This is a genomic window from Longispora fulva, from assembly GCF_015751905.1.
GTDB classification, from domain to species: domain Bacteria; phylum Actinomycetota; class Actinomycetes; order Mycobacteriales; family Micromonosporaceae; genus Longispora; species Longispora fulva.
On the sequence record NZ_JADOUF010000001.1, the window covers coordinates 6,400,308 to 6,427,013 of the forward strand.

Annotated in this window: 27 protein-coding genes and 1 tRNA gene; 20 read left to right on the forward strand and 8 right to left on the reverse strand. The window is 69.9% G+C overall.

Annotated elements, in window-relative coordinates:
* The first annotated feature begins 16 nt into the window (after positions 1-16).
* From IW245_RS29080 to IW245_RS29090, 3 genes are all read left to right on the forward strand, one after another.
* Positions 17-775: a PaaX family transcriptional regulator gene (locus IW245_RS29080; RefSeq protein WP_197006330.1), complete on the forward strand. Its 759-nt coding sequence runs from the start codon at positions 17-19 to the stop codon at positions 773-775.
* A gap of 9 nt (positions 776-784) precedes the next feature.
* Complete coding sequence (gene moaA / locus IW245_RS29085; RefSeq protein ID WP_197006331.1) at positions 785-1,759, forward strand: GTP 3',8-cyclase MoaA; 975 nt, start codon at positions 785-787, stop codon at positions 1,757-1,759.
* A gap of 71 nt (positions 1,760-1,830) precedes the next feature.
* Complete coding sequence (locus IW245_RS29090; protein WP_197008735.1) at positions 1,831-2,112, forward strand: MoaD/ThiS family protein; 282 nt, start codon at positions 1,831-1,833, stop codon at positions 2,110-2,112.
* A gap of 8 nt (positions 2,113-2,120) precedes the next feature.
* Here the strand turns inward: IW245_RS29090 and IW245_RS29095 are convergent, their stop codons facing one another.
* Positions 2,121-2,378, reverse strand: a complete 258-nt coding sequence (locus tag IW245_RS29095) for a type II toxin-antitoxin system VapB family antitoxin (protein WP_197006332.1) — start codon at positions 2,376-2,378, stop codon at positions 2,121-2,123.
* A gap of 109 nt (positions 2,379-2,487) precedes the next feature.
* On the opposite strand from IW245_RS29095, the gene IW245_RS29100 reads away from it, so the two are divergent.
* The 3 genes from IW245_RS29100 (at position 2,488) to IW245_RS29110 (ending at position 4,703) form a co-directional block, all read left to right on the forward strand.
* The gene (locus tag IW245_RS29100; RefSeq protein ID WP_233472843.1) at positions 2,488-3,033 is read left to right on the forward strand and encodes a UTRA domain-containing protein; all 546 of its coding nucleotides are present in this window, start codon (positions 2,488-2,490) and stop codon (positions 3,031-3,033) included.
* Positions 3,034-3,041: 8 nt separating this feature from the next.
* Positions 3,042-3,803 carry a GntR family transcriptional regulator gene (locus tag IW245_RS29105; protein ID WP_197006333.1) on the forward strand — a complete coding sequence of 254 codons (762 nt, stop codon included), beginning with the start codon at positions 3,042-3,044 and terminating at the stop codon, positions 3,801-3,803.
* Positions 3,804-4,517: 714 nt separating this feature from the next.
* Entirely contained in the window at positions 4,518-4,703 is a 186-nt protein-coding gene (locus IW245_RS29110; RefSeq protein WP_197006334.1) for a hypothetical protein, read from the forward strand.
* A gap of 176 nt (positions 4,704-4,879) precedes the next feature.
* Here IW245_RS29110 and IW245_RS29115 read toward each other — a convergent pair whose 3' ends face one another.
* Positions 4,880-7,339: an endo-beta-N-acetylglucosaminidase gene (locus IW245_RS29115; RefSeq protein ID WP_197006335.1), complete on the reverse strand. Its 2,460-nt coding sequence runs from the start codon at positions 7,337-7,339 to the stop codon at positions 4,880-4,882.
* 843 nt (positions 7,340-8,182) lie between these two features.
* Between IW245_RS29115 and IW245_RS29120 the strand changes: the two genes are divergently transcribed.
* From IW245_RS29120 to IW245_RS29135, 4 genes are all read left to right on the forward strand, one after another.
* A complete protein-coding gene (locus tag IW245_RS29120; RefSeq protein WP_197008737.1) occupies positions 8,183-9,181 on the forward strand; it encodes a LacI family DNA-binding transcriptional regulator in 999 nt (332 codons plus the stop codon).
* Positions 9,182-9,332: 151 nt separating this feature from the next.
* Positions 9,333-9,998, forward strand: coding sequence for a hypothetical protein (locus IW245_RS29125; protein ID WP_197006336.1), 666 nt, complete (start codon positions 9,333-9,335; stop codon positions 9,996-9,998).
* A gap of 57 nt (positions 9,999-10,055) precedes the next feature.
* A complete protein-coding gene (locus tag IW245_RS29130) occupies positions 10,056-10,817 on the forward strand; it encodes a MerR family transcriptional regulator (RefSeq protein ID WP_197006337.1) in 762 nt (253 codons plus the stop codon).
* A 139-nt stretch (positions 10,818-10,956) separates the two neighbouring features.
* Complete coding sequence (locus IW245_RS29135; RefSeq protein WP_197006338.1) at positions 10,957-12,348, forward strand: DNRLRE domain-containing protein; 1,392 nt, start codon at positions 10,957-10,959, stop codon at positions 12,346-12,348.
* A 130-nt stretch (positions 12,349-12,478) separates the two neighbouring features.
* Here IW245_RS29135 and IW245_RS29140 read toward each other — a convergent pair.
* Positions 12,479-12,564: transfer RNA gene (locus IW245_RS29140), tRNA-Leu, on the reverse strand.
* A gap of 173 nt (positions 12,565-12,737) precedes the next feature.
* Between IW245_RS29140 and IW245_RS29145 the strand changes: the two genes are divergently transcribed.
* From IW245_RS29145 to pknB, 7 genes are all read left to right on the forward strand, one after another.
* On the forward strand, positions 12,738-13,559 hold the full coding sequence (locus tag IW245_RS29145) for an FHA domain-containing protein (RefSeq protein WP_197008738.1): 822 nt from the start codon (positions 12,738-12,740) through the stop codon (positions 13,557-13,559).
* Positions 13,560-13,564: 5 nt separating this feature from the next.
* Positions 13,565-14,050 (forward strand): FHA domain-containing protein FhaB/FipA, encoded by a 486-nt coding sequence (locus IW245_RS29150; protein WP_197006339.1) that lies wholly within the window; start codon positions 13,565-13,567, stop codon positions 14,048-14,050.
* Complete coding sequence (locus IW245_RS29155; protein ID WP_197006340.1) at positions 14,047-15,456, forward strand: PP2C family protein-serine/threonine phosphatase; 1,410 nt, start codon at positions 14,047-14,049, stop codon at positions 15,454-15,456. Before IW245_RS29150 ends, IW245_RS29155 begins: the two co-directional genes overlap by 4 nt.
* 92 nt (positions 15,457-15,548) lie before the next feature.
* Entirely contained in the window at positions 15,549-16,922 is a 1,374-nt protein-coding gene (locus IW245_RS29160) for an FtsW/RodA/SpoVE family cell cycle protein (protein ID WP_197008739.1), read from the forward strand.
* Complete coding sequence (locus tag IW245_RS29165) at positions 16,919-18,361, forward strand: penicillin-binding transpeptidase domain-containing protein (RefSeq protein WP_197006341.1); 1,443 nt, start codon at positions 16,919-16,921, stop codon at positions 18,359-18,361. Before IW245_RS29160 ends, IW245_RS29165 begins: the two co-directional genes overlap by 4 nt.
* Before the next feature lie 15 nt (positions 18,362-18,376).
* A complete protein-coding gene (locus IW245_RS29170; protein ID WP_197006342.1) occupies positions 18,377-19,915 on the forward strand; it encodes a serine/threonine-protein kinase in 1,539 nt (512 codons plus the stop codon).
* A complete protein-coding gene (pknB, locus tag IW245_RS29175) occupies positions 19,912-21,606 on the forward strand; it encodes a Stk1 family PASTA domain-containing Ser/Thr kinase (protein WP_231398974.1) in 1,695 nt (564 codons plus the stop codon). The genes IW245_RS29170 and pknB overlap by 4 nt, the downstream gene beginning before the upstream one ends.
* A gap of 170 nt (positions 21,607-21,776) precedes the next feature.
* Here the strand turns inward: pknB and IW245_RS29180 are convergent, their stop codons facing one another.
* The 3 genes from IW245_RS29180 to IW245_RS29190 are packed head-to-tail and all read right to left on the reverse strand — an operon-like array spanning position 21,777 to position 23,376.
* Positions 21,777-22,421, reverse strand: coding sequence for an aminodeoxychorismate/anthranilate synthase component II (locus tag IW245_RS29180; RefSeq protein WP_197006343.1), 645 nt, complete (start codon positions 22,419-22,421; stop codon positions 21,777-21,779).
* Positions 22,418-22,576: a hypothetical protein gene (locus IW245_RS29185; protein WP_197006344.1), complete on the reverse strand. Its 159-nt coding sequence runs from the start codon at positions 22,574-22,576 to the stop codon at positions 22,418-22,420. Before IW245_RS29185 ends, IW245_RS29180 begins: the two co-directional genes overlap by 4 nt.
* Before the next feature lie 2 nt (positions 22,577-22,578).
* Positions 22,579-23,376, reverse strand: a complete 798-nt coding sequence (locus IW245_RS29190) for a class E sortase (protein ID WP_233472841.1) — start codon at positions 23,374-23,376, stop codon at positions 22,579-22,581.
* Between the two features lie 136 nt (positions 23,377-23,512).
* Between IW245_RS29190 and IW245_RS29195 the strand changes: the two genes are divergently transcribed.
* A complete protein-coding gene (locus IW245_RS29195) occupies positions 23,513-24,052 on the forward strand; it encodes a hypothetical protein (protein ID WP_197006346.1) in 540 nt (179 codons plus the stop codon).
* Here IW245_RS29195 and IW245_RS29200 read toward each other — a convergent pair.
* Entirely contained in the window at positions 24,042-24,878 is an 837-nt protein-coding gene (locus IW245_RS29200) for a DUF881 domain-containing protein (protein ID WP_233472839.1), read from the reverse strand. The genes IW245_RS29195 and IW245_RS29200 overlap by 11 nt on opposite strands.
* Positions 24,879-24,945: 67 nt before the next feature.
* On the opposite strand from IW245_RS29200, the gene IW245_RS29205 reads away from it, so the two are divergent.
* A complete protein-coding gene (locus tag IW245_RS29205) occupies positions 24,946-25,215 on the forward strand; it encodes a cell division protein CrgA (RefSeq protein WP_197006347.1) in 270 nt (89 codons plus the stop codon).
* Positions 25,216-25,303: 88 nt separating this feature from the next.
* The gene (locus IW245_RS29210) at positions 25,304-25,771 is read left to right on the forward strand and encodes a PH domain-containing protein (protein WP_233472837.1); all 468 of its coding nucleotides are present in this window, start codon (positions 25,304-25,306) and stop codon (positions 25,769-25,771) included.
* Here IW245_RS29210 and IW245_RS29215 read toward each other — a convergent pair.
* Positions 25,755-26,690 (reverse strand): rhomboid family intramembrane serine protease, encoded by a 936-nt coding sequence (locus IW245_RS29215; RefSeq protein WP_197006348.1) that lies wholly within the window; start codon positions 26,688-26,690, stop codon positions 25,755-25,757. The genes IW245_RS29210 and IW245_RS29215 overlap by 17 nt on opposite strands.
* Between the last annotated feature and the right edge of the window lie 16 nt (positions 26,691-26,706).

The following is a 26,706-nucleotide window of genomic DNA, read 5'->3' on the forward strand; positions in this document are numbered from 1 at the left end:
CATATATCGTGGGTCCGTGAGTCCCCGCGCTTTGATCGTGACCGTCTATGGCCTCTACGCCCGGGAAACCGGCGGTTGGCTGTCGATTGCCGCCCTGATCCGGATCCTCGCCGAACTGGGGGTGGACGAGCCTGCCGTGCGTTCGGCGATCTCCCGGCTCAAACGGCGCGGCCTACTGGAGCCCCGCAAGGTCGCCGGCGCCGCCGGGTACGCGCTGACGTCCGAGGCCGGCCAGCTCCTCCGCGAGGGCGACGAGCGGATCTTCCACCCGCGCCCGGCGAAGCTCGACGACGGCTGGGTGCTGGTCATCTTCTCCGTGCCCGAGTCCGAGCGGCAGCGCCGGCATACTCTGCGCTCCCAGCTCACCCGCCTCGGCTTCGGCACGGCGGCGCCGGGGGTGTGGGTGGCGCCGGCGCACCGGTACGCGATCGTCCGCGAGATGCTCGACCGGATGGATCTGTCACAGTATGTAACGCTCTTCGTGGGGACGACTCCCATGAAACCGGATATCGAGACCTGGTGGGACCTCCCAGAACTCCGCGCGCTCTACGAGGACTTCCTGGCCGTCTACGGCGTGGTCGGCGGCGAGAACCCCCTCGCGGACTGGGTCCGGGCCCTGACGGCGTGGCGCAGACTGCCCTACCTCGACCCCGGGCTCCCCGTGGAGCTGCTCCCCGCCGATTGGCCGGGCACGGCGGCCGCTGAGCTGCTGCACGGCCTGGAGGCCAAGCTGGCCCGCCCCGCGCATGAGCAGGCATCACGGCTGGTGAGCTAGTTTTAGGGCATGCTCCAGGACCAGTACGGTCGGGTCGCCACGGACCTGCGCGTCTCCCTCACGGACCGCTGCAGCCTGCGGTGCACCTACTGCATGCCCCCCGAGGGCCTGCCCTGGCTGCCGTCCGCGGACATCCTGACCGACGCCGAGATCATCCGACTGGTCGGCATCGCGACGTCGCTACTCGGCGTGACCGAGGTGCGCTACACCGGCGGCGAGCCCCTGCTGCGCCCCGGCCTCGTGGAGATCGTCCGCAACACCCCGGCGCACACCTCGCTGACCACGAACGCGCTCGGCCTGACCCGGCTGGCCGCCCCGCTCGCCGAGGCCGGACTGAACCGGGTGAACATCTCGCTCGACACCCTCGACCGGGACACCTTCATCGCCCTCGCGCACCGCGACCGGCTCGCCGACACCCTCGACGGGATCGCCGCAGCCGCAGCCGCCGGCCTGACCCCGGTGAAGATCAATACTGTGCTGCTCCGCGAGCACAACGCCCACGAGGCCCCCTCGCTGCTGGCGTTCGCCATCGAGCACGGCTACGAGCTGCGGTTCATCGAGCAGATGCCGCTCGACGCCCAGCACGGCTGGCACCGGGAGAACATGGTCACGGGCGAAGAGATCCTGGCCTCGTTGGCCACCCGGTTCACGTTGACCCCCGACCTGGGCACGGTACGGGGCTCCAACCCGGCCGAAACCTGGCTCGTCGACGGCGGGCCGGCGAAGGTCGGCGTCATCGCGAGCGTCACCCGCCCGTTCTGCGGCGACTGCGACCGGACCCGGCTCACGGCCGACGGGCAGGTGCGCAACTGCCTGTTCGCCCGAGGCGAGACGGACCTGCGCGGGCCGCTGCGCGAAGGGGCCAGTGACGAGGACATCGCCGAGCTGTGGCGGAAGGCCATGTGGGGGAAGCTGCCGGGGCACGGGATCGACGATCCGACGTTCCTGCAGCCGGACCGGCCGATGTCGGCGATCGGGGGCTGAGGGTGTCTTCGCGCTTCGAGGCGCCGCCGCTGCCGGGGGCTCCGGTCAGCCCGGGTGCTCCGGTCGATGCGCTGCCGGGGACGGTCGGCCTCGCGTCCGTTGCGGTCGGGGTCACCGTGACCGTGCGGTATTTCGCCGGTGCCCGGGCGGCGTCCGGGCTGTCGAGCGAGGTGGTCGACGCGGGCACACTCGGCGAGTTGCTGGAGCTGCTGGGTCGGCGGCACGGCGAGCCGCTGGCCAGGGTGCTGACCTCGGCGTCCTACCTGGTCAACGAGGTGTCGTGTCGGGACCGGGCGGCCGCGCTCCCGGCCGGCTCGACGGTCGACGTCCTGCCCCCGTTCGCGGGCGGCTGACCAAGAGTTCAATCCTGGTAAGTCGATGGTCGGCACTTTCCAGAAATCGCGGGAGCCGGGACATCCCAGTCCTCTGGGTGGCGGTCCACAGCTTCGGAGTAGGTGATCTCACCGGTGGCGATGGCCTCGAAGATGCGCCGGGTCTTGTTCCTGCCGGCGATGATCCGCAGCGCCTCGTTCACCGTGTCGGCGACCGTTCTGGTACCGAGTTCAACCATCGCTCTGCGGAACAGCTCGTCGTCCACGTCGATGCTGGTTCTCGCCATGTCGACCCCTTCCCAAGACGCCGTCGGTTCACTTCACGCGACTGACCAGCGGTCGATCCCACCTTAGGTTGTACGGTAGTAAGATCGCCGATCTGGTCGAGGAGCAGCCGTGGCCGAATCATCTCGATGGTCGAACCCGTCGCGGCCCTATCTCCTACCTCGTTCGAGCGGCCAACCCGATGCCTGGGCCGAGGAGTTGGCGAATGCGGGACTGGTCGGATCCCAGCGCCTCGCCGAGGTCGCGGAGATCGATGCGCCGACAGATGTGGCGCAGGCGCTGGGCCTTGACCCGACCGGCCGTGTGGTCGTTCGCCGCAGAGTCATGTATGTGGGCGACAAGCCGGTCGAACTCACTGACTCCTACTATCCGGCGAGCCTGGCTCTTGGCACGAGGCTGGCCGAGGCCCGCAAGATTCCTGGCGGGGCGGTGACGCTGCTCGGCGAGATCGGCTACCCACCCGTCGAGGCCCGTGAGGACATCATGGCGCGGATGCCCACAGCGGAGGAGCGCGCCACGTTGGGACTTGACATGGACGAGCCGGTGCTCGTGCTCTGCCGCCGGGTGCTGGCGGGCGGCGGCCTGCCGGTCGAGTTGAGCGTCATGGTGATGCCCGCTCGTGGTCGTCACCTGAGCTACGAGACCACGATCGGGTAGGGAACTCGATGGTTGACAGAGGAGATCCGCGCCCGCCACACCAGCAGATCGCCGCCGAGATCCGGGCTCGGATCATGTCCGGCGACCTCTTGCCGGGTGCCAAGCTCCCGACCACCCAGGCGCTCATGGCCAACTACGGGGTGACCAACCAAACCGTGCAGCGGTCGCTAGCAGTGCTCAAGCAGGAGGGCTTCCTGATCGGTCGCGCCGGCAGCGGTGTCTACGTTCGGGAGAACCCGCAGCAGGCGGTGGAACCTGCCTCGTACATGCCTCCGTCTTCCCCGGGTGAACCGCACAGTTGGGTGACCGAGGCGGCGAAGCGCAACCTACGAGGCGAGGCGCGGATCCTTGAGGTGGGTGAAGCCCGGCCGCCGGCTCAGGTGCGCGACGCTCTGGGGTTGCCCGAGAACGGTGTCGCGGTGATGCGGCACCGGCTCATGCTGCTCAACGGCCAGCCCGCGGAACTGATCAGGTCGTACTACCCGGTGGAGATCGCGCGCGGCACGCGGCTCGCTGACCGGCGCAGGATTCCCGGCGGCTCGCCGACTCTGCTCACCGAGATGGGCATGCCGCCTGTCGAGTTCGTGGACCGGATCTCCGTCAGGCTGCCGACGTCGGAGGAGTTCGTCGCCCTGGAGTTGCCCGACGACGTGCCCGTGCTGCGGACATTCCGGATCGTGTTCACAGTAGAGCGGCGGCCGATCGAGGCTTCAGTGCTGGTCAAGGCAGGGCACGTCTTCGAATTGGAATACCGACTGCCCGCCCGCTGACCTTTCCAAGGTTGCACAGGTCCGCCTTCGCACGCACAGAAAAGCTTGCTACCTTAACGGGTAAGCAACTATGCTTTTCTGTAGTTGGTCGGCGAAGGGAGACGGCGCGGTGAGACACCCCAGCGAAGCCGAGGTAGCCAAGTGGGAACGGGAGACCGTGTCGCTGACGAGCGAGCTCCGGCGGCACATGGCTGTGGACGGGTTCTGCCCGATCTGCCGGTGGCCAGATGGAAATGCGTTTCCGGATCCTTGTGACGTCACCGTCGAGACACGCCTCGCGCTTCAAGAGCTGTGTGGCGCGAAGTGATGGCGCCCGGTGGCGGATTCGGGGAGCCGGGGATCTCTTCCCTGGAGCAGGCCGAGCGCATCATGGTCGAGCATGTCGAGAACCTGATCGGCTCCTGTGGCAGGTGCTATGCGAACACAGGAGTGGTGACTCCCGCGCCGTGTCCATCGCGTCGAGCAGCGTGGCGGTATCTGGACACGCTGGGGTTGACGCCGTGACGGTCTACTACAGCGTGTTCGCTACTGCGGGAGCCGAGCTGCTGCAGCGGTGCAGGTATGAGGGGCAGGGCCTTGCTGTCCTCGCCGATGCTGAGGCGTTGCAGACGCTTCGGCTCGCAGGGGGCCGCGACGGAAGGCTGATCGCGGTGCGCTGCGAGCCCTGCGGGGGCTGGCACATGCGGCCCCGCGTCGGGCACGAGAAGTGAAGCCGTGGACCCCGTTCTGCGGTGCGCCCGGCCGGAGTGCTTCGACGGGTACGGCATCGAACGGACCCGGTTCACCCAACAGCAGGTGGAAGCGTTCGATCGGGTGCAGCTCTCGCGGGTGAGGGTGTTCCCGTGCGCCACGTTCCCGGGCGTGTTCCACACGAGAGCCAGGCCGGGTTGGCGCATCTGAGGCGTGCCCTGCGGTCGACGGTCGGGGCGGGTCCTCGCAGAGGTGCCGATGGGGCAGGGGCAGGGACGCGGCGTAACAGATGATGCTGTTGATCTGGGTTGTCGGGTTGACGCGGCTTCGGGCGAGGCGACGCGAGGCGACGCGACGCGGTACCCGGCCCGAAGCCGCGTGCCGGGCTATGTCCCCCAGGCCTCGAACTCGTAGATCCGGGCCGCCGGATCGGAGTTCTGCGTCGGGGTGGTCACGGTGAGCCGGACATAGCGGGCCGTCACCGTCGCCGGGTGGGTAGAGATGTTGGCCGTGTTCGCCGTGACCGTCACGGCCGTCGACCACGGATCACTCGTCGAGGCGCGGGTCTGGATCGTGAACGCCTTCGTGTTCCAGGATGTCGACTCCCCGCCGGCCCCGGCGTGCTTCACCACGAACTGGGTCAGGGAACGCGAGGAGCCGAGGTCCACCTCCAACCACTTCGTGCTGGTCAGCGCGCACCACTTGTCCGAATTACCGCCGTTGACGGTCCCGTTCACCGCCTTGGGAGCCCCCTCGTTGGCGTTGCAGGAACTGGACGCGGTGGCTGGACGGTTCAGCGCCAGGTTCGACGCGGTGGGGGTACCGGTCCAGGACACGGTGGTGGTCGCGGCCGGGGAGCGGTCGAGGGTCGTGGACACCGCCTCGACCTCGATGGTCGTGGTCGTCTCGGTGCCGACCCGGTCGAGGCGGGGGACGTAGTACACGTCGTTGCCGGTGCCGCCCAGGTAGGTGCGGGTGCTGTCCGGGTTGCGGCGGTAGACGTTGTAGCGGGCGGCGGTGCCAGACCAGGACAGCCGGAGGGCCTTGCTGGCGGAGGACACGTCGGTCACGCCGGTCACCGTGACGGCGGACGGCGCGGCGGGGGCGGCCGTGGTGTCGTACACGGAGAGTTGGCCGACCCGGATCGAGTAGCTGGTCGCCGCGCCGGCCACGGAGAGGCCGATCTGGGCGACGGTCTTGCCGGCGTAGCCCGACAGGTCCAACGTCTTGGTCTCCCAGCCCGTGCCGGACGTCGAGCCGAGCGGCAGGGTCACGAAGCTCGTCGGAGCGTCGGTGAACGCCACGGCCGCTGACAGGTTCGTCGCCCCGGCCGCCGGGGTCTTCACCGTCAGGGCCAGCTGCGTCGTCGCCGACACGGGCAGCTGCGACTCGTAGAGCCGGATCGTGTTGGTGGCGTTCAGCGTGCCGGAGATCAGGAGCGAGGATCCTCCGTTGTACGCGTCCGCGAAGTCCAGGTTCGGCGTCAGCTTCGCCCCGCTGGACGACACCAGCCACCGGTACGTCGGCAGCACGTCCTGCAACGCCAGGTTGTTCCAACCCCCGGTCGCCAGGCGCGCCCCGTCGACGCTGTAGGACGTGCCCTGCCCGGTGTTGAAGCTCGTCGTGAACGGGAGCTTCGTGACGGGCGTGGACTCGGCGACATAGGTGGCCAGTCCCTTCCACGAGGAGCTGGTCGTCGTGTTGGAGGGGTCGTTGTTGGCCCCGACCCAGTACCGGGCGTCGCGGGTCATGAAGTCCGCCCGGCCGGTGGAGGACTTCCAGGTCCACTCGGGACGGTAGATGCCCAGCGAGGTGGTGTGCGCCGTCCCGGCGGGGAACAGGTTCCCCCAGGACACGGAGCTGTCGTAGCCGTTGGACTCGGTGTCGATGCCGGCGTAGAGATCGTAGGGGCTGCGGCCCAGGGTGCCGGCGTACGAGGCCGAGGACGACAGCGAGGAGCCCCAGTTGAAGTTGAGGAACATCGAGTCGGAGACCCTGGTCGAGCCCTCCTGGAGGAAGGAGTCGTTGCTGCTGTTCAGCGCGTCCTGCCAGGAGACCGAGCCCGACTCGACCATGGAGTCGTACCACATGAACTGGGTTGGGAACGGCCGCGCGTACTTCATGAACGACCGGATCGACGTCGCCAGCGCGGTGTCGCCCCCGCCGGTCTCCTGGTTGATGAACCAGCCGTCGAAGCCGTAGTACTGCGCGACCTGGTTCATCTTGTCCGCGACCGGGTAGGTCGACCCCGACTTGACCACGAAGTCGCGCACCCACTGCAACTGGCCGCCGTACGCCGTCGGCGGGAAGAAGACCGTGCCGTACACCTTCACCCCGTTGCGGTGCGCCGCGTCGATCACGGTCGGGTTCGGGGCGAGGATCAGGCCCTCGCTCGCCGAGCCGCCCCAGAAGACCAGGGTGTCGATGTACTGCCAGTACCCGAACGCGTAGTAGTTCTCGTCCGGCGCGCCGGCCGACGGGTTGCCGGAGGTCGGTGCGAACGCCGCCAGGGAGGCGATCCGGCCCTCGCCGGCGCGCGCGTTGGCGTTCGCCTTCAGCGCCGGGTTCTGCGTCCTGGGCTGGAGCGCGACCTTGGAACGGTTGAACCTGGCGTCCGGGTCGGTGGCCGGGTCCCAGTTGAGGATGGTGCTGGGGTGCCAGTAGGAGGCGTACGGCTGGGTGGCGGCCCCGGCCGAGGCCGCGACGGATCCCGGCTGTCCGGCTCCGGTCTGCCCGGCCGTGACAGCGTCGGTCGGGCGCGGTTCGGCCGATGCCGGTGGGGCGGCCCCGGCCACGGTGGCCCCGGCCAGGGTGACGACGACCGCCACCAGTGTTGACAGTTTCATCCTGCGGACTCCTATTCCTTGGGTGCGCCCTCCCCGAGGCGGTGTTCTTCTGGAACGAGAAGCCGGGCGATGCCGGGGTGGCCGGTCGGTCGGCCCGGGTGGCGCACGGGGTGGTCTCCCCACTCTGGACGGCGGTGGTGGGCGGAACCGTATTCCCGGTATGACAACGATGTCAAGGTCTGGGTGGGAGGTTGTCACGCCGATGGGACATCGAAGAATGTGGACGCGATGTGGGACTGTGGCTGGGGCTTACCCGGAGTGGAAGCCCGTGAGCGACCGCATCTCTGCGCGGAGGGCCCGGACGTTGCGACGCTCGGTCCCGGCGGCTTCGGTGGCTCAGCGACCCCGATGGTTCCGGCGAGCCTGGGTCCAACAACCCGTGGTGCCAGCGAACCCGAGGTTGAACCACTCGGGGCTCCGCCGCGTGGAGCGCAGCACTCCGGCGCGCCCCGGCGTGGAATACGCGCCCCTCCGGCGTGGAAAAAGTGCTGGCCCGGCCCCGTGGTAGACACCGCTACCACCGGACCGGGCCACATATCCCCCTCGGAAATCTCCACAGCCCCGCCGCCGTGAAGACCCCTCCGTGGACCCAGAGCCTGACCACTCCGACTCCACATGAAGGAAGAGTCACTTCGCGCCCGATGGGTTCCCCACCGAGAGTGACGCTGGACACAGGTCCGGTAAAAAGGGCGGTAACGGACTTCGCCCAGATGTCGCCCCGCCCTCGCCACCCGGCCGTCGTAACGATCATCTGAGCACTCTGTGACCAGACAACGTTGTCGAGCCCGTTGTCAACTACGCTTAGCACTCATGACAGCCGTCACTCCTCCCCGGCGCCCCACCATGAAAGACGTGGCGGCCCAGGCCGGCGTCGCCCTCAAGACCGTCTCCCGCGTCGTCAACGGCGAACCGGGCGTCGGCCCCGGCACCCTGGCCCGCGTCGAGCAGGCGATCATCGAGCTCGGCTACCGCCGCAACGAGAGCGCCCGCCAGCTCCGCAGCGGCCGGGCCGGCACCCTCGCGATGGTCGTCCGCGACATCGCGGACCCCTTCTTCGCCGCGATCGGCCGTGCCGTGGAGATGACGGCGCACCGCGACGGCCAGGTCGTCATGATCGGCTCGACGCACGAGGACCCGAAGCGCGAACGCGAGGTGGCGCTGGCTTTCTGCGCCCGCCGCCCGGACGCCCTGATCCTCGCCCCGATCGCCGACTCCCAGGACTACCTGCACCCGGAGGTCGAGGCCGGCCTGCCGGTGGTCGCCATCGACCGGCCAGCGCACGGCATCCTGGCCGACACCGTGCTGTCCGACAACGTGGGCGGCATCCGCGCGGCGGTCGCGCACCTGGTCAGCCACGGCCACCGCCGGATCGGCTACCTGGGCGACGACCAGATGGTCTACACCGCCCGCGAACGCGTCGTCGCCTACCGCGCGGCCCTCGCCGAACACGGCATCGCCGGGGACGAGGCCCTGGTCCGGCTCGCCGCGCCCACCCCGGAGGGCATCGCGCACTCCCTCGGCGACCTGCTCGGCCTCGGCCCGGTGCCCGGCGGGCTCGCCGGCGCCGGCCCGGTCACCGCCCTGATCACGGCCAACAACCGGATCACGGCGGAGGTGCTCCGCCAGCTGCCGAACCTGCCGCGGCGGACCGCCCTGATCGGCTTCGACGACCTGGAGCTCGCGGACCTGCTCGTCCCGGGGCTGACCGTGATCGCACAGGACGCCGAGGGGATCGGGCGCGCGGCGATGGAGCTCCTCGACACCCGGCTGACCGACCCGCGGCTGCCGGCCCGCGAGGTGCGCATCCCGACCACCCTGATCATCCGCGGCTCCGCCGAGTAACCCCAAATCAAGATCATTTCTCGGTTACGCCGCGTCCCTGGACCGACGTGCGTCGGCACCATGGCTCGGACGCGTCGGCGAGCCCGACGATCGGCCGGTCGAAGTGGCCGCCTGAAGGCCTGCGGAGCGGGTCGGGCCTAGAATTCGGCAAATGGAGCAGAACGAGTGGGTCTTTGGTGACGGCGGGAAGATCGTTTCCAAGGAGGAGATGATCGCGGCGCTCGGGCCGGGCGCGCAGCCCCCGACGTTCACGGCGTTCGGCGGCCCGCAGGCAGAGTGGTGCGCGGAGACCTGGCAGAGCGCGAAGGAGCCGTACCGGTACGGCGTCTACGCCGAGGGCCCCGTCCCCTTCGCCGTGCTCCTCGAGGACTGCCCCGACCTGGAGTCCGCCCAGATCGCGAGCAGCGAGGTGCTCGCCAGGATCATCCTGACGTGCGTCGGTGAGGGCAAGGCCTCGCCGGCGCTGCACTGGCGGCGCGACACCGGCGACGAGGTGGCGGTCGTGGCCACGGCGGACACGGAGAACGGCGAGATCGAGTGGTACGGCGTGACGTGCCTCGGCGGCCAGCACTGGCAGTACAACAGCCTCGGTGACCTCGACGGCGCCCGGCGCACGGTTGCCGAGGCCGTGCTGTCCTACGGCCTGATCGACGAGGAGGACGAGGACATGCTCCCGGCGGACCGGCGCGACCTGGCGAGCATCCTGGCCCTGGAGGCGTGGGCCACCCATGTGCTCGCCGAGGCGGCCCGGCACCGCGCCCAGGGCGTGCACGGCTTCCTGGTCGGGGCCGAGGAGGTCCGCGAGATCCTGAAATAGCCGCTTGACCCTCACGTAACGGCAGGCCCCACGCTGGATCTCGACAGAGGGGGAACGATGGGTTACTCGGTGGGTCAGGTGGCGAAGTACGCCGACGTGACGGTGCGCACGCTGCACCACTACGACGAGATCGGACTGCTGTCCCCGAGCGGGCGCAGCTCGGCCGGCTACCGCCGGTACGACGACTCCGACCTCGAACGGCTGCAGAGTCTGCTGTTCTACCGGGAACTCGGGTTCCCCCTGGAAGAGATCGCCGCCATCCTCGGTGATCCGGACGCCGACGCGACCGCGCACCTGCGGCGTCAGCGGGAGCTGCTGCTCAGCCGGATCGGCCGGCTGCAGGACATGGTGGCGGCGGTCGAGTTCGCGATGGAGGCGAGACAGGTGGGGATCACATTGACGCCGGAGGAGCGGTTCGAGGTGTTCGGGAACCACGACCCGGCCGAGCACGAGGTCGAGGCCGAGCGGCGGTGGGGCGGCACGGACGCGTTCCGGGAGAGCGCGCGGCGGACGAGGTCGTACACCAAGGAGGACTGGCTGGTCATCAAGGGCCAGGCCGCCAGCATCAACCAGCGGCTGGCCCTGGCGATGACCAGCGGGATCCCGGCCGACGACCCGCAGGCGACGGACCTCGCCGAGGAGCACCGCCAGCACATCACGCGCTGGTACTACGACTGCACGTACGAGATCCACCGTGGACTGGCAGAGATGTACGTCGCGGACCCCCGGTTCACGGCGACCATCGACGCGGACGGCGAGGGCCTCGCCGTGTACGTCCGCGCGGCGATCCTGGCGAACGCCGACCGCGCGGAGGGCTAGTACCGCACGGGTTGTACACCTCGGGTGAGCTACCGCCCGGGGTGTACCGCTTTTTCAACTCACGACGGGATGCCCTGGCTCCCCGACATCCGTAACCTTCGACGCGCCCCGGACTGATCCGGGCGCGAAGGGAGCCCCGATGTCGGACGATGGCCGGCCGTGCCCGGACAGCACGGGTACACCGGAGGAGTTCGTCCGCGCGCTGCGCCGCCTCAAGGAATGGCACGGCCGGTCGTTCCGCGAGTTGGAGAAGCGGGCGGCGGTCAGCGGCGACATCCTGCCCCGGGCGACCCTGACCACGGCGCTGGGCCGCAGCACGCTGCCCCGCGAGGAGATCGTCGCGGCGTTCGTGCGGGCGTGCTCGGAGGACGAGGAGGACGTGCGGAGGTGGGCGGGGGCGCGGCGCAGGCTCGCGGCCGGCGGCCCGATCGCCGACACCACCCCTTGGGGGGTACTGGTACCGCACAGCCCCACCGGCCCGGATGCCGACACCGTGCCTCTCGGTGGAGCGCTTCAGCACGAGACCGCCGCGGCACGGGGCGGGCCGGAAGTGGGGGAGGTCGCCGGTTCCGTGGATCCGGCTGATCCCGCGACCCCGGTCATCCCGCCGGAGCTGGCCGCCGGTGTCCTCACCGTCGCCTGGCGTCGCACCAGTTTCCCCGTCCGCGTGATGACGGCGCTCATGCTGGTCCTCGTGATGACCGTCACTGTCGGCGCGGTGGTGCGGGCGGTGCGGGACCTGGGCGGCCCCAGCCAGGCCATGTCCCAGGAGGGCGGCGGCGCCGATACCCCGGCGTACGAGCCGTCCCCGGAGGGTTCTGCCCCGCCGGGCGGAGCCGGCGGTTCCGGCAGCACGGACGGCGGGGGTACTGGCGGTGACCCTGGCGGTTCCCCGGGCTCCGGCCCCTCCGATTCCTCCGGCGACGGCACATCCGGGACTGGTGGCCCGGGCACAGGCACGTCCGGCACAGGCACCTCCGACACGGGCACGCCGGGACCGCCGGCCACCCCGGGCCGGTCCCCCGCCGACCAGGCGGTGACCGCCACCTACGCCGCCACCGACGACACCACGATCTGGCGCGGCTTCCCGGACTCGACCCAGTTCGGCGGCCAGGACGACGCGTCCACCTGCGGCGACCCGTGCGTGCAGACGTCGAACCCCGCCCTGCAACGCCAGGTCCTGGTCCGGTTCGAGGTGGCCGGGGTGCCGGCCGGCCGGTGCGCGTCCTCGGTCGAGCTCCGGCTGTGGGCGAAGCACGTGTCCGGCGGGCTGCGGGTGCACCGTCTGGCGGCCGCCTGGTCGGAGGGCTCCGCGACGTGGAACAACCGGCCGGCGCGCGGGGCGGAACTGACCCGTTCGTGGACCGGCGGCGGCTCGGGCTGGATCGTCTTCACGCTGCCCGCCGGCCCGGTGTCCAACGGCGGCCACGCCTACGAGCTGGAGGGGCTGAGTTCCCAGACGGCCGGTTTCGGCACCCGGGAGAGCGGCCAGGCGGCCCAGTTGATGATCACACACGGAAGGTGCGGGTAGAACTCGCCGAAAATGTCGCGGGGATCAGGATTGTGGTGTCCGTCATCCGTCACCTGTGCGACCGGACAGGGACTTTCCCCACAAACGAGGAGAGGCCCGGTCAACCGACCGGACCTCATCACGTTACCGCTGGTGGGGATGGAGGGAGTTGAACCCTCACACCCTTTCGAGTACACGGACCTGAACCGTGCGCGTCTGCCATTCCGCCACATCCCCGGTGCGCGCTGTACACCTTACTTGAAGGCCTCAGACGTGCGACACTTCGGCGGCAAACTCCGAAGCGACCTGAGAAGACTACCCCATACCGGGGTTTCTCCTGCATGCGGTGGGAACTCTAGCATGTCTCTGGGAGACGACCCGTCCTCAGGTAGCCCCGTCCGGATACCATCATCACGTCGGGACCCAAGGAGGAGCCGGTGAGCGTTCTGCAACGCTTCGAGAAGAGGTTGGAAGGCCTGGTGGAAGGGGCCTTCGCGAAGGTCTTCAAGGGGGTAGTACACCCTGTGGAGATCCTCAACGCCATGCAACGCGAGGCGGAGGCACACAAGGCCATATTGGCGGGAGGACGCACTCTCGTACCGAACAGGTATGTGATCGATCTCTCCCAGTACGACCACGGGCGACTCGCCCCCTACGCGGCCGCGCTGGCCCAGGAGCTGGCCCAGTCCCAGGCCGAGTTCATCGGCGAGCAGGGCTGGACGGTGTACGGGGACGTGATCGTCGAGGTCGAGCGTGGTGAAGGGCTGGACACGGGCATGTTCCGGGTCACGGCCGAGGTCTACACGGGTGGTGAGGTCGCGCCGCAGCCGGCGTACAGCGCCCCGCAGCCCTCGTACGACCAGGGTGGTGGCTACCCGCCGCCCCCGTCGCCCGGTGGTTTCGACCAGGGCGGTGGCTACCAGCCCCCGCCGCCGGCGGGTGGAGGGGCGCGCACGCCGCGCCTGATCTCCAACGACGGCCGGCAGTACTCGGTGGCGATCGGTTCCACGATCATCGGCCGTGGCGAGCAGGCGCAGCTCCGGCTGCCCGACGTCGGGATCTCCCGCCGGCACGCCCGGCTGGACTTCGACGGCGCCCAGGTGGTGCTCACCGATCTGGGGTCCACGAACGGCACGCTGGTCAACAGCCAGCGGGTGTCGGCGGTGGCCCTCAACCCCGGTGACGTCATCCAGATCGGCACGACCTCGTTGACGCTCCGCGTGGACGGCTAACCCCGTTGCCGGACCTCGTCCTCGCCGTCGCACGTTTCGGCTTCCTCGTCCTGCTGTGGATCTTCGTGTTCGCCGTGGTCGGGGTCGTCCGGCGTGACCTGTTCATCGGGGCACGCGCCGGCCGGCTCGTGGCCGCACCGCGGGGGGTGGGCGCGGGTGCCGTGGGCACTCCGCGTCCGCCGAAGGGCAAGAAGGGCCGGGCGGCGCACCTGCTGGTGGTGACCGAGGGCTCGCTCGCCGGCACCAGGATCACGTTGGCCGAGGCGCCGATCACGATCGGCCGGGCGGAGGACTCGACGTTGGTCATCACCGATGACTTCGCGTCGGCCCGGCACGCCCGGCTCGTGCCCCGCGGCGGCCAGTGGTACGTGGAGGATCTCGGTTCCACTAACGGGACGTACCTCGATCGCGCTAAAGTCTCCGGACTGACCCCCGTCCCCCTGGGCGTGCCGATTCGCATCGGCCGCACGTCACTAGAGCTACGGCCATGACATTGACATTGCGCTTCGCGGCTCGCAGTGACCGCGGTCTGATTCGCAGCGGGAACGAAGACTCCGTCTACGCTGGACCGCGCCTGCTGGCTGTCTCCGACGGCATGGGCGGCATGGCCGCCGGTGACGTGGCGAGCAACATCGTGATCGGCACCCTGGCACCGCTCGACGAGGACGTGCCCGGCATCGACGTGGTCGAGCCGTTACGCCGTGCCGTGGATCTGGCCAACCAGCGGCTGCGCGGCATCGTGGACGCCAATCCCCAGTTCGAGGGGATGGGCGCGACCCTGACGGGGATGCTGTTCTCCGGCAGTCGGTTCGGCATGGTCCACGTCGGCGACTCGCGGGCCTATCTCCTGCGCGGCGGCGAGTTCGCCCAGATCACCAAGGACGACACGTACGTCCAGATGCTGGTGGACGAGGGGCGGATCACGCTCGAGGAGGCCAGCAGCCACCCGCAGCGGTCCCTGATCACCCAGGCGATGGGCACCCTCGACGTCCACCCGGAGTACTCGATTCTGGAGGCCCGCTCCGGCGACCGTCTCCTGCTGTGCAGCGACGGCCTGTCCGCCGTGGTCAGCTTCGAGACCATCGGGGAGACCCTGCGGACGATCGCCGATCCGGGGCAGTGTGTGGAGCGGCTGATCCAGCTCGCCCTGCGCGGCGGTGGCCCGGACAACATCACGGTCATCATCGCGGACGTCACCGACGGCGACATCGTCGAGGGCACCCCGATCGTGGACGGCGCCGCGGCCCAGAACCGGGACACCAACCGGCCCGTCGACCTGACCAGCTCCGCCGGCCGGGCGGCGGCCCTCCAGCCGCCGCGCCCCGCCGCGCCCGAGGGCCCGGTCGTCAGCCTGGAGGACGAGGTCGGGCCCAAGGGGCACCCGGTCCGCAACACGCTGCTGGTGGTCGTGATCCTGCTCGTGCTCGCCGGTACCGGCGCGGGCGCGTGGTTCTACACCCAGTCGCAGTACTACGTGGGTGCCACCGCCAGTGGCCAGGTGGCCATCTTCAAGGGCGTGCCGGGTTCGGTCGCCGGCCTCAACCTGTCCAAGGTGGACGTGGTGAGCGCCCGGCAGGTCGGGGACCTGACCCCGGTGGCCCAGGAGAAGGTGCGCAAGGGCATCCAGGTCGGTGACCTGACCAAGGCGCAGGCGCTGCTGGCGTCGCTGACGGACGAGCGTTCCGACAACGACAACCTGCTCCCGCTGTGCGCCACCCCGAGCTCCGCGCCGTCGCCGACCCCGCAGGGCAGCCTGCAGGCCAGCCCGACCCCGTCGGCCACGGTCACGGCGACCCCCACGCCCACCCCGGCGGCCACGGCCGGTGCCAGCGCGTCAGCGAGCGCCAGCCCGTCCCCCGCCCCCGAGCCCTCGACGGCCTGTCGAACCCGAAAGTAGTCGGCCCCTTGACCGCGCCCGTCGCAGCACCAGTCCCCTCCTCCTCGGCGGGGACCGCCACGCGTACTCCGACCCGGCGTAACGCCGAGCTGATGCTCCTGCTCGCGGTGATCGGGATCCTGTTCGCGTTCAGTGCCGCGACCGAGGCCGGTGCGATCCAGAAGATCACGGGCGATTTCTGGGTACTGCCGGCGATGATCAGCGCCGTGCTGCTCCTCGCGCACATCGTGGTCCGCTTCGTCGCGCCGTACGCCGACCCGGCGATCCTGCCGTGCGTCGCCCTGCTCAACGGGCTCGGAGTCGTCTTCATCCGGCGACTGGACCTGGGCGAGGTCAAGCTCCGCCAGCGCGCGAACCTCCCGGTCTTCTCCTCGGACGGGCAGGCCGTCAAGCAGGTCATCTGGACACTGGTCGCGGTCGGGCTGTTCACGGGGCTGCTGATCCTGGTGCGCGACCACAAGTCGATCTCGCGGTACGCGTACACCCTGGGGCTCGCGGGTCTTGTGCTCGTCGCTCTTCCCGCGGTGCTGCCGGCCAGCGTCTCCGAGGTCAACGGCGCGAAGCTGTGGATCAAGTTGGGGCCGCTGTCGTTCCAGCCGGGCGAGTTCGCCAAGGTCGCCCTGCTGGCCTTCTTCGCCTACTACCTGGTCCGCAAGCGCGAGGTGCTGTCCCTGGCCAGCCGCCGGATCATGGGCATCGACTTCCCCCGGGGCCGCGACCTGGGGCCGGTGCTCACGGTCTGGCTGTTCAGCATGCTGGTCCTCGTCTTCGAGCAGGACCTCGGCACCGCCCTGATGTACTTCGGCATGTTCGTGGTGATGCTCTACGTCGCCACCGAGCGGGTCAGCTGGATCCTGATCGGGCTGGGCACGTTCATCGGCGGCGCGGTCCTGGCGCACACGTTCATCAGCCGCCTGCAGTTGCGGGTGGAGATCTGGCTCGACCCGTTCTCCGACGCGCGCGGCAAGGGCTACCAGCTCGTGCAGTCGCTGCTCGGCTTCGGCACCGGCGGCCTGTTCGGCACCGGGCCGGGCGGCGGCCAGCCGGGCATCATCCCCGAGGCGCACAACGACTTCATCACCGCCGGTTTCGGCGAGGAGATCGGGCTGTTCGGCGTGACGGCCATGCTCTGCCTGTACCTGACGATCGTGATCCGGGGGCTGCGCACGGCGGTCGGCGTGCGCGACTCGTTCGGCAAGCTCCTCGCCGGTGGGCTGTCCTTCACCCTGGGCTTGCAGGTGTTCGTCATTGTGGGTGGCGTGACGAAGCTGATCCCGCTGACCGGGCAGACCACGCCGTTCCTGTCGGCGGGTGGCTCGTCGCTGATGGCCAACTGGATCCTGATCGCCCTGCTCATCCGGATCTCGGACGCGGCCCGCCGCCCCGAGACCGGCCAGCCGTCGAAGCAGCCGGCCATGCTGCACGACGCGCACACCGAGATCATCCGACCCGGGAGCAAGCCGTGAACGCGCCACTGAGCCGGGTGGGGATCGTCGTTCTGGTCCTGTTCGGGCTGATCTTCGTGAACCTCAACTACATCCAGGTGTTCAAGGCCGACGACTACCGCAACAGCCCGTACAACGGCCGGGTGCAGCTGGACGAGTACAACAAGGAGCGCGGGCAGATCACGCTCGCCGGCGGGGTGAGCATCGCCAAGAGCGTGGACACCGGCGGCGACCTGCGCTACCAGCGCACCTACCCCTTCGGTCCGGCGTACGCGTTCGTGTCCGGCTACAAGGCCGTCTACCTGGGCAGCGACGGCATCGAGCACTCGGAGAACGACATCCTCTCCGGCAAGTCCAGCGAGCTGTTCGTCAACCGGCTGACCGGCATGCTGACCGGGCGCAACACCGGCGGCGGCAGCGTGCAGCTGACGATCAACCAGAAGGCGCAGGAGGCGGCGTTCGCCGGGCTGGGCAACCGCAAGGGTGCCGTCGTGGCGATCGACGCGACCACGGGGGCGCTGCTCACCGTGGTGTCGACCCCGAGTTTCGACCCGTCCCCGCTGAGCGGCAACGACACGGCGGCGGCGAACACGGCGTTCCAGCAGTACAACAAGGATCCGGCGCAGCCCATGCTGAACCGGGCGTTCATGAACAACTACCCGCCGGGCTCGACGTTCAAGGTGGTCGTGTCGGCCGCGGCGCTGGCCAAGGGGCTGACCCCGGACACGAACATCACGGCCGGCCCCGGGTACCAGCCGCCGCAGACCGAGCACGTGATCAAGAACGACAACCCCTCGATCTGCCCGCAGGACCAGGTCACGATGAAGTCGGCGCTGACCCAGTCGTGCAACACCGGTTTCGCCCGGCTGGCCGTCGAGCAGATCGGCGCGGAGAAGCTCAGGGAGCAGGCCCAGGCGTTCGGGTTCGAGACGGAGTACACGACGCCCCTGAAGTCCGCGAAGAGCGAGACCGGTCCGATGGGGGATCCCGCGGTGCTCGCCGGTTCCGCGATCGGCCAGCAGTCGGTGAAGATGACCCCGCTGCAGGGCGCGATGATCGCGGCAGGGGTGATCAACGGCGGGACGCAGATGCGGCCGTACCTGGTGGCGCAGACCCAGGCCCCGGACCTCAGCGTGCTCGACAAGGCCGACCCCAGCGTGCTGAACCGGCCGATGACCCCGGCGAACGCCAAGGGGCTCGAGGACATGATGGTCAGCGTCGTCGAGAACGGCACGGGCGGCAAAGCCAAGATCAAGAACATCCGGGTGGGCGGGAAGACCGGTACGGCGGAGGCCGGCACGGGAAACCCCGAGCACGGCTGGTTCATCGGATTCGCGACGCAGGGCAACCAGAAGATCGCTGTGGCCGTCTTTCTGGAGAACGCCGGCGAGGGTGGGAGCGGCGAGGCCACCAAGCTCGCCGGCAATGTGCTGGCGGCTGCGCTCGGCGTAGGACGATAAGGGAGTATCAAGGACATGTTGACGCCAGGCAGCACGCTGGGCGGCCGCTACCAGCTGACGGAGCGGATCGCCAGCGGCGGCATGGGTGACGTCTGGAAGGCCGAGGACGGCGTTCTGGGCCGCGTCGTCGCGGTCAAGGTGCTCCTGCCGGCGCTGCTCGAGGAGCCCGGCTTCGTCGAGCGGTTCCGCGACGAGGCCCGCACGATGGCCACCATCAACCACCCCGGGGTCGTGAAGGTCTACGACTTCGGCGAGAGCGACCTGCCCGGCGGCGGCAAGGCGTCCTTCCTCGTGATGGAGTACGTGGAGAGCGAGCCGCTCAACCAGGTGCTCTCCCGGGTCGGCCGGCTCACCCCGCCCCGCGCCATGGACCTGATCGCCCAGGGCGCCGACGCGTTGCAGGCCGCCCACGAGAAGGGCATCATCCACCGGGACGTGAAGCCGGGCAACCTGCTGATCCGCCCGAACGGCACCCTGGTCCTCACCGACTTCGGGATCTCCCGCTCGGGTGCCGGCAGCAACCTGACGGCGGTCGGCTCGACGCTGGGCACCGCGGCGTACATGTCGCCGGAGCAGGCTTCCGGCCAGGTCGCCGGCCCGCTCTCCGACGTCTACTCGCTGGGCATCGTCGCCTACCAGGCCGTCGCCGGGCACCGCCCGTTCGAGAACGAGAACCCGCTCGCCGTCGCGATGATGCACATCCGGGACACCCCGCCGCCGATCCCGGCCGACGTGCCGGCCCCGATCCGGCAGTTCATCGAGGTCTCGATGGCCAAGGACGCCGCGACCCGGTGGCCGAGCGCCTCGGCGATGGCGCACGCGGCGCGGACCGTCGGCGCGGGTGGCCCGATGCCCCCGCCGCCCGGCCGGCCCGGCTACCAGAGCAGCCCGATGCCGCCCGCCACGACCCGTACCAGCGTCATGCCGCCGGTGGTGCCCCCGGTGATCCCGCCGGGCAACACCGGTGAGCTGCGCCAGGGCGGGTACCCGAAGGGCACCGCCCCCGTGCCGGTCTCCGGCCCGCCCCGCCCGCAGGCGTACTACCCGCCGGAGCCGCCGAAGAAGGGCAAGGGCCTCATCGTCGCCATGATCGCCGGCGGCGTCGTCCTGCTCCTGCTCCTCGCCGGGATCGCCTACGCCGTCGCACGCGGCGGCGCGAACAACAAGAACAAGAAGAACCCGGTGACGGTCACGACCTCGGAGGCGGTGCCGCCGCCCGCGCCGAGGACCTCCGCTGCGGCGGTCAAGGTGGACATCCCGTGCGAGGAGCTGAAGGGCAAGCAGTTCGAGGTGGCCGACAAGCGGCTGCGTGAGCTGGGCCTGAAGGTGAACGTGAACCCGGTGGAGTCCGACACCGTCAAGGAGGGCCGCGTCGTCGACGTGCCCTGCGAGGCCAACAAGGGCGACGCGGTCACCGTCCAGGTGTCCAAGGGTGGCAACACCTTCCCGACCGGCTTCCCGACCTTCCCGGGCGGCAGCACGAGCCCGTCGCCGAAGCCGCCGAAGTCCCCGACCGCGACGCCCACAACCCATACGAACGGGGTATCGCAATGACCTCCCGCCTCCTCGGCGGCCGGTACCAGGTCGGCGAGCTGCTCGGCTACGGCGGCATGGCCGAGGTGCACCGCGGTCGCGACCTGCGGCTCGGCCGTGACGTCGCGATCAAGATGCTCCGGACGGACCTGGCCAGGGACGAGACGTTCCAGGCCCGGTTCCGTCGGGAGGCGCAGAACGCCGCCTCGCTGAACCACCCGGCGATCGTCGCCGTGTACGACACGGGCGACGAGCGCGGCGTCAACGGCGAGAGCCAGCCGTTCATCGTGATGGAGTTCGTCAACGGCCGCACCCTCAAGGAGCTGCTGAACGCCGAGGGCCGGCTGCAGCCGCGCCGGGCGCTGGAGATCACGGCCGACATCTGCGCCGCGCTGGAGTTCAGCCACCGGCACCAGATCATCCACCGCGACATCAAGCCCGGCAACGTGATGCTGACCCAGGCCGGCCAGGTCAAGGTGATGGACTTCGGCATCGCCCGTGCGATGTCGGGGCACACGTCCACGATGACGCAGACGAGCGCCGTGATCGGCACCGCGCAGTACCTGTCGCCGGAGCAGGCCCGCGGCGAGACCGTCGACGCCCGCTCCGACGTGTACGCGACCGGTTGCGTGCTGTACGAGCTGATCACCGGGCACCCGCCGTTCACGGGGGACAACCCGGTCAGCGTGGCGTACCAGCATGTCCGGGAGGCGCCGAAGCCACCGAGCACGCTGTGCCCCGACGTGCCCCCGGATGTGGACGCCGTGGTGCTCAAGGCTCTGGCCAAGAACGCGGCGAACCGCTACCAGTCGGCCGGCGAGATGCGCGCGGACCTGCTCCGGGCCGCGTCCGGCCGCGCGGTGCTGGCGACCCCGGTGCTGGCGGAGGACGAGCGCACGGCGGTGTTCTCACCGGTCGGCGGCCGGGGCGTGCCGGCGACCGTGGCCGACCCGGGCAAGCGCAAGGCGTCCACCTGGATGATCGTGCTGCTCATCGTGCTCGGCCTCGTGGCGGCCGGCGCGCTCGGCACCGGGGTGTGGCTGGCCAACCGCAAGACCACCATCGCGGTACCGAACCTGGTCGGCAAGAAGGAACAGGACGCCCGCACCGAGCTGGAGAAACAGGGCCTGCGGATGGAGCTGGGCGCTCCCGTGCAGGACGAGACCTGCACGGTCGGCGACGTCGTGTCCCAGGCCCCGGCCCCGCCCGGCAAGGTCGACAAGGTCGGCGGCGTCGTCCGGGTGCAGATCTGCAGCGGCCGCAACCAGGTCGAGGTGCCCCCGCTGCTCAACCTGAGCCGGGACGACGCGGTCAAGGCCCTCGCGGGCAAGAAGCTGGTCGCCAAGATCGTGGACCAGGACAGCGACAAGCCGAAGGACCTGGTCTACGACTCGGACCCCAAGCCGGGCGCGTCCGTGGAGTCGGGCAGCACGGTCACGGTGTACGTGTCCCGGGGCAACAAGGGCCCGGTGCCGGAGCTCGGCGGCCTGACCGAGGCGCAGGCCAGGGCGCAGTTGGAGGGCCTGGGCTTCACGAACGTCGAGTTCGTGCCGGGCAACCCCGTGCCGGGCCGGCTTCCCGGCCAGGTCACGGGCACGAACCCGAAGGCACTGTCGGTCGTGAAGAAGTCCGACAACCTGCGGGTGTTCCTGCAGCCGACGACGGCTCCGACGGCCACGGCGACCCCCACTCCGACGGCCACGCCGACCTGAAGGTTTCCACCGCTTCCGGGGCTCGGGTGACCGGGTCCCGGAAGCGTCAGCTCCGCGCCGACGGTGCGCCTGGCGGGCAGGCGTAGCGAAGCGAGGCGTCGGCCGGGCTCTGGGCAACCAGGCACGCCAGTCTCAGCAGGCTCCGGCGGACGGAGCGGGCCTCGGCGACGTCAGACGAACGCGGCGAGCCGGCGTTCCTCCACCTCGGCGGCCAGCTCCGGCACGAGCGCGAGCGCATCCGTGTACCCGCAGGTCACAAGCCAGTTGGCCAGCATCCGGTGCCCGCCCTGGGTGAGCACCGACTCCGGGTGGAACTGCACGCCCTCGATCGGGAGCTCCCGGTGCCGCAGCGCCATGATGACCCCGGAGTCGGTCCGGCCGGTCACCTCGACCTCTGCGGGTAGGGTCCCCTCCCGGACGGCCAGCGAGTGGTACCGCGTCGCCGTGAACGGATCCGGCAGCCCGGCGAGCACCCCGGTGTCGGAGTGGTGCACCAGGCTCGTCTTGCCGTGCAGCAGCTCGGGAGCCCGCTCGACGATCCCGCCGAAGGCCTCCGCGATGGCCTGGTGCCCGAGGCAGACCCCGAGGATCGGGATCTTCCCCCCGTACCCCTTGATCAGGGGGATGCAGATCCCGGCCCGGTCCGGGGTCCCCGGCCCGGGGGACAGCAGGACGCCCCCGATGTCCAGCGCGCCGACCTCGTCGAGGGTGATTTCGTCGTTGCGCCGCACGACGCACTCGACGCCCAACTGCCCCAGGTACTGGACGATGTTGTAGACGAACGAGTCGTAGTTGTCGACGACCAGGATCTTCACTCGGTAATCTGCCCGTCGTTGAAGGGGAGCAGGGGATCGATCGCGGGATAGATCACATACCACAGTAGTGCGGCGATCCCCGCGATGAGCAGCGCCGACCCGATCAGCTTTCCGGCCAGCCCGAACGGGAGCTTCCGCCAGATCCACGCGTACATCGCTACTCCAGCTCCGCCGGTTTGCCGGCTGTCTTCGGCTGGGTGCGGGTGAGTTCGGCGTGCACGACCATCCGCTCGTAGTTGTCCAGCTTCGGGTTACAGGTGGTCAGGGTCAGCAGGGTCCGCGTCGGGGCGGTGCCGGGCTGGCCGGGAACCGGGGCGACGACCTCGACGGCGTTCGGCTTGACGATGACGTTCTGGTAGACCTTGTAGATGTACCAGGTGTCCTTGGTCTCGACCACGACGGTGTCCCCGGGCTGCACCTTCTCCATGTCCCAGAAGATGCCGGGGCTGCGGTGGCCCGCGACGGAGAAGTTGCCGACCTTGCCGGGGTCGGCCGACGTCGGGTAGTGCCCGGGGGCGTACGCGATGTCCTTCGGCGTCACGCCCTCGACCACGACCCACGGGTCCCTGCGCATCTTCTGCACATACAACCGGGCGAGAGCACTTCCCGGGTACGGCGCCGCCGACGGGCTCGCCGACGGGGTCGGCCCCCCGGGCACAGGTGCTCCCCAGGCCTGGTCGATGCCCTGGTTCAGGGTGTTCTGCCGGTCGTTGATCGCCGCCGTCTTGCCCCACACCTCGTACGCCGCGAAGAACAGCACCACGAGGCCGGCCGTGATCAGCACCTCGCCGAACGTACGGACGATCGCGCGGATCACGCTGCCGACGGTGGGGCGGGTCAGTTCGGCGTACACGCTGCGGTAGCCGTCGTCGGTGCGCACGGCCCGCAGCTTGACGACCTGGGCGCCGGCCTTGTGCCGGGGTTGGACCCGGGTGCCTTCGGGGGCGGTGTCCACGATCGGCAGCATCGCGGTCAGATCCGCGGACCTGACCGGTGGAACGGGTGGTCGGCTCTGGGGAACACCGGACGTCGAAGCTGAAGCGTCCGCAGCGGGAGACGACCCCGCCGGTGAGCCCTGAGCTGCGGAACCGATGGTCGCGGAGGCCGATCTGACCGGTGGCACGACCGGGCCGCCCGACGCGGACGACGCGCTCGCGGAGGCCGGTGAAGCGGTCGATCCGCCTGGCGTGTGTGGCCCGCTCGAGGGGGCCGATCTGTCTGACGTCGCGACCGGCTCACCCGAAGAGGATGCCCCGCCAACCGATGTCGTCCTGACCGGCGGCTGCACCGGACCAGGCTGGGTTCCCGAGCCACTCGCGGCAGACGTCGACCTGACTGGCGGCACAACCGCAGCGCCCACCGCCGGGGCCGATCCGCCCGACGTGTCCGCCGCCGGAGCTGATCCGCCCGTCCCGCCCGAGGTGTCCACCACCTGGGCCGACCCGGCCATCGCGGCCGTCCCGCCCGAGGCGTCCGCCCCGCCCGAGCTGTTCGACCCGGCCGACCTGTCCGACCCGTCCGGGCCCCGGTCGGTGTCCAAGTCCGCCCCGGACAACGCCGCCCCGTCCACGATCGGCAGCATCGTGGTCAGCTCGTTGGAGTTCTCCGGCCGCTCCGACGTCACTGGATGACCTTGGCCTGGGTGAGCCCCGTCGAACCCGTGAATGCCGGCACGCTCAGCTCCCCGCTGGTCTTCACGTCGTATCCGAGGCCGAAGGACCGCACCGCGCTCCGGAACACCTGCACCCCCGGGGCGGCGTCGAGGGCCGCGAGCATCCGCGCCTGGTCACCGATCGCCACGATCTTGAACGGCGGGGAGTAGACCCGGCCGTGCAACAGGAGAGTGTTGCCCACGCAGCGTACAGCGCTGGTGGAGATCACCCGGACATCCATGATGCTCATCGCCTCGGCCCCGCCGGCCCACAGCGCGTTGACGACGGCCTGGACGTCGCCCTGGTGCACCACGACCTCGTCTGGGCGCGCGCCGTTGGGCAGGACGCCGTCGGGGTGCCGGGGCGCGTCGTCGAGCCGCACGGTGAGCCCGGGGCCCTTCAACGGGGTCATCGCCGCGGCCTCGCGGAGCCCGTTGGCCCGGGCCTGCTGCTCGGCGATCCGGCTGTCGGAGCCGGAGAAGGCCTCGGTGTCGCTGTCGACCTCGCGCCGGAGCCGGCTGGCTTCCTTCTCGGCCTCGTCGACGGATTTGCGTCGTTGATCCAACAGTTGGGTGAGTTCGACGGACCGATCGTTACGAAGGTCGGTGCCGTTGGCCGTCGTGGCACTCGCCGCGAACATGACGCCGGCGCCCAGCATGATGACCGGCACCAGGTACGACCAGGGGCCACGCCACTTGCCGGGCCGGCGCCGGAGGGCGACTCTGACCCGGTGGAGCGTCCGCCGCCACGGCAGCGCCCGGGCCGGGCTGATGCTCTGGGGCGGACGTTCTGTGGACTTGGACACTCCCACTCCTTGTGCTGCGCGTCTTCTTGACTACGCTAACTGGTGACGTCCGGATCAGGAGAGCACCGTGCCCAAGTCACAGATTCGCAAGAAGAAGGTCTACACCGCCCCGGCAGACCTGAACCCGGCCCAAATCGCCGCGGCGAAGGCCAGCCGGCCGAGCGCTCCATGGGTGCCGGCTCTCGCCGTAGCGCTCATTGTGCTCGGAATCGCCTGGTTGGTGGTGTTCTACCTGACCGCAGGGGAATACCCTGTCGCCTCGCTTCGCTACTGGAACCTCGGTATCGGCTTCGGGGCGCTGGTCGGATCGCTGCTGGTGTTCTCACGCTGGCGGTAGTTCCGATGGCCCGCCCTGGGGATCACAGCGGTGTAGTTTTCCCCAGGGGTTATCCACAGGCTGTGGATAACTATGGCACTCTGGGTCGGTGACTGACTCCCCCGAGCTGCGGCCCGCCACTCCAGGCGCGCAGGCCCCTCAGCAGCTCTCTCGGCGCGAATGGACCGTTCGGCCTGCCCTGTTCGCGGGCAAGGCCGCGCTGGCCGTCCTGTTCCTGCTGGTGGCGCTGGTCAACACCTCGGATCCGACCCGGCTGGCCGTGTCGGTGCTGGCGGCTGTCCTGGTGGCGTTGTGGGCCGCCCGGGACGCGATCCTGAAGGTCCGGGTCGCCGCCGACGCCTCGGGCGTCACCGTGGTGTCCGGCCTGTCGCGGCGGCAGTTGCCGTGGGCGGACATCGAGCGGATCAAGCTGGACGTCCGCAGCCGGCTGGGTCTGCGCTCGGAGCTGTTGGAGATCGACACGGGCGAGCACCTGTACCTGTTCAGCCAGAACGAGCTGGGCGTCCCGGTGGCCGAGGTCGTGGAGGACCTGCGCCGGATCAGGACCGGCCGCTAGCCGTCACGACCACGATCAAAACCATGATCACCGTGTACGCGGTGAGCGCCGCTGCCTGGATGACATTGCGGTTCTTGGCCGGCGCGTAGGCGAGCGCCCCGGCGATCAGGCCCCCGGCGATGAAGCCACCCACGTGTCCGGCGATCGAGATGTTCGCGACGGTGAACGTGAAGATCGCGTTGATGACAAGGACCGGGAGAATCGGGGCAAGGCTCCGGCCGAGTTTGCGGAGCACGACGACGAGCGCGGCGAAAAGGCCGAAGATGGCAGTCGACGCGCCGGCCGACAGCCCGTTGGGCGAGAAGAGGTAGACGGCCACGTTGCCGCCGAGGCCGGCGAGCAGATAGAGCGCGGCGAACCGGACCGGGCCGAACGCGGTCTCCAGGTTGCGGCCGAGCACCCACAGCGCCCACATGTTCATCAGCAGGTGGATCGGGCCGAAGTGTAGGAACATGGCGGTGACCAGGCGGTAGTACGCCCCGCTGTCGATGCCGGGGGCGCTGGTGTTGGTGCTGCTGCAGATGTATCCGGGCTGGTCCGGACAGGGGATGGAGTGCAGCGGGTAGTCCGGGCCGGAGACGCCGAACAGTTCGTGCAGGATGGTCGAGCCGCCGAAGATGCTGCCGCCACCCAGGGCGCCGCCCTTGCTGATCACCAGGCTGGCGACGAACACCAGCACGTTGAGGGCGATCAGGGAGATCGTGACGTAGCCGAACTGGCCGGCCTGGGTGCCGCCGAACCAGGTCCGGGCGGCCGGCTGGCTGGCCCGGCCCTCCGCGACGCACGACGGGCACTGGAAGCCCACCGAGGCCTCGGTCATGCAGTCGGGGCAGATGGGGCGCTCACAGCGGGTGCACCGCACGTACGTCTCCCGCCCCGGGTGCCGGTAGCAGGTCGGGGCGGGAGACACGTGAGTCATGCCAGAAACTGTATCC

Bases quoted from the DNA above. Each gene is read 5' to 3' on its own strand.
- IW245_RS29095 (WP_197006332.1), bottom strand. From the start codon at position 2,378: ATGGCGAGAACCAGCATCGACGTGGACGACGAGCTGTTCCGCAGAGCG.
- IW245_RS29115 (WP_197006335.1), bottom strand. From the start codon at position 7,339: ATGAAACTGTCAACACTGGTGGCGGTCGTCGTCACCCTGGCCGGGGCC.
- IW245_RS29195 (WP_197006346.1), top strand. From the start codon at position 23,513: ATGGTCGCGGAGGCCGATCTGACCGGTGGCACGACCGGGCCGCCCGAC.
- IW245_RS29160 (WP_197008739.1), top strand. From the start codon at position 15,549: ATGCTCCTGCTCGCGGTGATCGGGATCCTGTTCGCGTTCAGTGCCGCG.
- IW245_RS29120 (WP_197008737.1), top strand. From the start codon at position 8,183: ATGAAAGACGTGGCGGCCCAGGCCGGCGTCGCCCTCAAGACCGTCTCC.
- moaA (WP_197006331.1), top strand. From the start codon at position 785: ATGCTCCAGGACCAGTACGGTCGGGTCGCCACGGACCTGCGCGTCTCC.
- IW245_RS29170 (WP_197006342.1), top strand. From the start codon at position 18,377: ATGTTGACGCCAGGCAGCACGCTGGGCGGCCGCTACCAGCTGACGGAG.
- IW245_RS29105 (WP_197006333.1), top strand. From the start codon at position 3,042: ATGGTTGACAGAGGAGATCCGCGCCCGCCACACCAGCAGATCGCCGCC.
- IW245_RS29135 (WP_197006338.1), top strand. From the start codon at position 10,957: ATGTCGGACGATGGCCGGCCGTGCCCGGACAGCACGGGTACACCGGAG.
- IW245_RS29155 (WP_197006340.1), top strand. From the start codon at position 14,047: ATGACATTGACATTGCGCTTCGCGGCTCGCAGTGACCGCGGTCTGATT.
- IW245_RS29215 (WP_197006348.1), bottom strand. From the start codon at position 26,690: ATGACTCACGTGTCTCCCGCCCCGACCTGCTACCGGCACCCGGGGCGG.
- IW245_RS29130 (WP_197006337.1), top strand. From the start codon at position 10,056: ATGGGTTACTCGGTGGGTCAGGTGGCGAAGTACGCCGACGTGACGGTG.
- IW245_RS29185 (WP_197006344.1), bottom strand. From the start codon at position 22,576: ATGTACGCGTGGATCTGGCGGAAGCTCCCGTTCGGGCTGGCCGGAAAG.
- pknB (WP_231398974.1), top strand. From the start codon at position 19,912: ATGACCTCCCGCCTCCTCGGCGGCCGGTACCAGGTCGGCGAGCTGCTC.
- IW245_RS29125 (WP_197006336.1), top strand. From the start codon at position 9,333: ATGGAGCAGAACGAGTGGGTCTTTGGTGACGGCGGGAAGATCGTTTCC.